Raw genomic sequence first — 4,345 nt, 5'->3', positions numbered from 1 at the left:
GTTGATTATAATCGAACGAGAAGACACAGTGCTCTTAGGTATCTAATCCAGTAAACTTTGAAAAACAATATGTCGTTTAACACAGTGTCCGGTCTATCTGGTGTAGATCAGTAAATTAATATTAAAAAATCTAGAATGGAGTATTCTTATGGGCTATGCCGCAATCTTCGATATGGATGGGTTACTGATTGACTCGGAACCCTTTTGGAAAGAAGCAGAAAAAGAGGTTTTTTCGTCTGTTGGCGTCCAAGTATCGGAGCAATTAACAAATAAGACGGCAACGATGACAACTCGTGAGGTAACTGAATTTTGGTTTTCACTATACCCTTGGACAGAAAAAAGCTTAGATGAAGTTGAATATGCGGTAGTTGATAAAGTTGAAGCATTGATACTAGAACGTGGTGCAGAATTAGCAGGAGTCACCAGCCTGCTTAATTTTTTAAAAGAAAAAGGTTTTAAAATAGGTCTATCAACCAATTCACCTTATCGGCTAGTACCTGTAATTTTAAAAAAATTAGGTATTCATCACTATTTTGACGCTATATCTTCTGCTGATGATGTTCTCAAAGGAAAGCCAGCCCCTGATGTATATTTAGTAACTCTTCGGAAATTGGATATAGATGCAAAAAAATGTATTGCATTTGAAGACTCCTTTTCAGGGCTAATTGCTGCAAAAAATGCTAAGTTAAAAACTATCGTTGTACCCCATGCTGAATTATACGATCAAGGTAAATTTGATACTTCCGACTTAAAGTTACGCAGTCTTACTGAGTTTGACGAGAAACATTTGAAAACACTGTTGGTCTAGATTTTGATAGTAAAGTCACATTAATATTACACCCATACTCTAATTAAACGGGGTTGTTGCAATTAATCAGAGAATGTAGTTCTACCCAGTTATGGCTACGGCTTTTGTTGATCCAGATGAGCTTGCGGAATGTGAGCCAGTAATACCTGAAGATGAGGTAGTGTTGTTCCCTTATGGCATCGACTTTGATGAAGACGATGATGAGTAGTTCGCTACCAACAAAATAACTCATAGAGCAAACTTCCTCCCTACTACTGGGAGGAGGTTACGCCTTACCTCTTGTTTGGACATTAGTTGTATTAGCTCATCTAATGCAAACTTTACTCGTTTGAAAATGCGTTACAATGATTCGGGGCAGAAACGAGTCAGCTATTTAGCTAAGCTGAGACCAAGTACTACGGCGATAGATTTCGAAGTTTTGGGTACTCTCGATCTCAAGGGAATAGGGCAGCATTTTAGGGGCAAGTGCAGGTAGGATGAGTTTGTTAAACCACACACGGGTAGGAATTCAGTCTGTGAAGGTTTTGGACAGAAACGATTTAGCTGTGTATCCCTAAACCGTTTCGTTCAGGTTAGAAAAAGTATCTTGATACTATAGTCATTTGTTATACCGCTCCTGTTCCAAGCTCCACTCTAAACTTAACCACAAGCTCATCTACAAACTTAACAAGCCCCTCGTTATAAAACTGAGCCAAATCAGCCCTTGTTTTTAGCAACTCTTCAACTATTTCCTCAACATCATCTCTGCTAGTTTGCTCCACCTGAATTGGCCCCAAGTACTCTTCGGTGAGCCTTAATAACTCCCGTTGAACACCAAGTATTTCTAAATACACTTGTGGTTGCAGATAGATAGCGTTTGTAACCAAGGTGCGATAGAGCTCTAGAGCGCACTCCTTTGCCTTCTCTGCCCTTTCAGTATAAAAACTGTATTCACGAGCGCTTTGGCTATCATGCCCGTAGTACTCTTCTTCACACGACACGGGAATAGGATTGTCGTTGGCAAAACTATGAATACTTAGCACTAATTGAGAAAAACTTTCATACACCTTGCCAATTGCTTCTGCTTTTTGCAGATCTATTCTAGAAGCTTTGATATTTTGCTCATGAGAGAGAATCGATAGCGAGGTTTTCAACTTTTCAGTTTTAGCCGTGAGCTCATTTTTGTACGATTCAATTTTTTTGCTTAGCTGATGCTCAATGGTTTTCTTTGAAAGATATTTTATTACTATGAAAGATGCGCTACCGCCAGCTAAAGCCGAGGCAATTGCACTATAAATTATATTAACTTCAGCCATTTAAACTCCAAACGCTGATTAACTACCTAAGGTTTAACGCCTACCATAATGTATGCCTCTTTGAACCAACAAAGTGCACTATACTCCATACCAAAACCACCGAGTAAAAAGCATCACATTGATGGCTTTGTTATGTTTTGATCCTGAGAGTGAGTACCTTCTTCATTTCGCTTACAAGCCATTGACCATTGACTTCAATCTCTTTACGGTCTGAATTAGAAAGTTGATGCAAGTACCCATTTCTTAGTTGCCGTGCACTCTTCGTTCCTCTCTTACCTTCACCACCTTGAAATAGCTTGAGCAACACGTCGTTGTCGAAATGTATATTAAAATGAATTAAAGCTTCGGTAAGAGCTTTAGTATTTAACTTGGTTTGTTTGTACTCTTTATCTGTCTGATAGAAATTCTGAAGCTTTGTTGCAAAGACCTCACACCGCAAATAATAACCGACAAACTGACCAACAATACCTTGGCAGTCAAAGCCGGGATTATTACTTTGAGCTTCAGCTAACCCTCTGTTACGCCGTAAATTAAGAGCTTGTATCTGATTTTGTGACTTTTGTACTTTCTTTGCCATTAACTCGCCAACTGATTAGTTAAAACATATTCTCCATTCTCGAGTAACTTAGTAGCAGCATGCTTCAGAACATCGATAGATTGATTGTCTAAATAATTCTCAATTAATAAGAAATATTTAGAGAACCAATCAACTTCTGACTCTTTAAGAGAGTGATTACTGACTGCTGTTTTATGCAGTTTCTTGAACCATTTGTAGTCTTGTTCATAGGAATAATGAGTAGAAAATGAATTGAAAATATCATCCTTGGAGGTAAGCACTCCATTAATCTTATCACCAGCAACGCCTGCCACTATAAACTCAGCGCTTTTAACTAAATCATCGTAATTGTTGTAGTTTAACTTGTACCCCTCAATAGAGAGCATTCCTTCATCTTTTATATCGTATACTAAGTACGCTCTTCCATAGTTGAACCCTAATCGATAGATCATGACCCACAAATGACAAATTTCATGAAAACAATTGTTGAAATTCATATTTACCTCAAAAAAACATAACGCCAGCCATAAGGTGCGCCCCACCGAACTCACCAAGCCAACTGAACTTTAAACCAAAAATGCCGAGTGTAATGCGTCACACTTGATGGCCTTGTTATGCACTACCACGCACTCAAACCTGATCTCTAGACTCATGAAGCTTTAGGATATGGAGGCATATCCTTGCCCAAAAAATTATCAGGAAATAAATTAAAACCAGAGCTGCCATAAAACTGACAGCCCTCATTAAGTGGCTAGTTATGCCTCACAAGTTTTCTGCTTGTTAGCCCTAACTAAAGTAACACCGTCATTCAAATCAAACTTGTCTGTTTGCTTGTTACATGCATCACAAAAAGGAGCTATTCTTTCTCCAGTTACATCCGGATTAAAAATGTGAGCGCCCAATGTTGGAGAGCTTGAACATCCTTTCACAGAGCACTTGTTTGGCCATGTTTTACCTGAACCATTTAACCAATGTGCTTTCCAAGTCCCACATTTACACTCTCGGTTGCTGGTGCCCTTTTTGTTGCCCCAACCTTCTGCAGGCAGTGTTGTACTCATAAATTTACCCTTAAATTAAGACAGTGCCATTATTGACACACTTTATATATGGGTACTGTTTTCCATAATTCAACTGATAGCACTGCGTAAAAAGGCATAACATTTTAATATCGTGCCAGCACGAATTGATGTATTCAGCATATCTCAAGCACCCTCTCTAACCAACTGAAAATCATGCATATAATTCATTTTAATCAAATTTTAGTTGAAAACCGTGCAAGCACATATTGCTTCCGATTCAAGGCACGTTATCAATCAAAAACTTCCTTTTAGTTCTCAATTATTCAATAGATTAGAAATAGTTGAACAATATAATCGTGCGTAAGTGTGATTGAAGGTTAGTCTGTTGTGGATTAAAACAATTAGCTACATTGTTGGAACTTTAGGCATGAGGAAAAATAAGGCAAGTTGCAGGGTTTGAAACTGAGTCCAATCGCTCTCTGGCTCACTTTGGGGCATAAACGTTTTAGAGTAGTGGCACTAAGGCGCCACTCCCAAAAAGTGGCTTTATAGTGATTCAAAATAACTACCAACTCAAAAAATCCAACTCAGCTCTAATATCACTTATCTGCTCATCCGTTAATTCTGGCAAAATGTTGAACTCCCCTATTATTGCCTTTGGTTCGGG

Annotated in this window: 5 protein-coding genes; 1 reads left to right on the top strand and 4 read right to left on the bottom strand. The window is 38.5% G+C overall.

From position 1 onward, the window contains the following. The first annotated feature begins 148 nt into the window (after positions 1–148). Positions 149–808 (top strand): hexitol phosphatase HxpB, encoded by a 660-nt coding sequence (gene hxpB, locus AB4589_RS18990; RefSeq protein WP_121602064.1) that lies wholly within the window; start codon positions 149–151, stop codon positions 806–808. 605 nt (positions 809–1,413) lie between these two features. Here hxpB and AB4589_RS18985 read toward each other — a convergent pair. The 4 genes from AB4589_RS18985 to AB4589_RS18970 all read right to left on the bottom strand — a co-directional run bounded on the left by AB4589_RS18985 (position 1,414) and on the right by AB4589_RS18970 (position 3,717). Continuing rightward, positions 1,414–2,103 (bottom strand): hypothetical protein, encoded by a 690-nt coding sequence (locus AB4589_RS18985; RefSeq protein ID WP_135383138.1) that lies wholly within the window; start codon positions 2,101–2,103, stop codon positions 1,414–1,416. 130 nt (positions 2,104–2,233) lie between these two features. Further along, on the bottom strand, positions 2,234–2,680 hold the full coding sequence (locus AB4589_RS18980; protein ID WP_135383139.1) for a hypothetical protein: 447 nt from the start codon (positions 2,678–2,680) through the stop codon (positions 2,234–2,236). Next, positions 2,680–3,201, bottom strand: coding sequence for a hypothetical protein (locus AB4589_RS18975; RefSeq protein WP_135383140.1), 522 nt, complete (start codon positions 3,199–3,201; stop codon positions 2,680–2,682). Before AB4589_RS18975 ends, AB4589_RS18980 begins: the two co-directional genes overlap by 1 nt. A gap of 213 nt (positions 3,202–3,414) precedes the next feature. Continuing rightward, complete coding sequence (locus AB4589_RS18970; protein WP_135383141.1) at positions 3,415–3,717, bottom strand: hypothetical protein; 303 nt, start codon at positions 3,715–3,717, stop codon at positions 3,415–3,417. Positions 3,718–4,345 lie beyond the last annotated feature (628 nt).

Origin of the sequence: Vibrio sp. 10N.222.49.A3, from assembly GCF_041475145.1 — a bacterium.
Taxonomy (GTDB): Bacteria; Pseudomonadota; Gammaproteobacteria; order Enterobacterales; family Vibrionaceae; genus Vibrio; species Vibrio tasmaniensis_A.
This window is presented reverse-complemented; position numbering and strand designations above follow the sequence as displayed.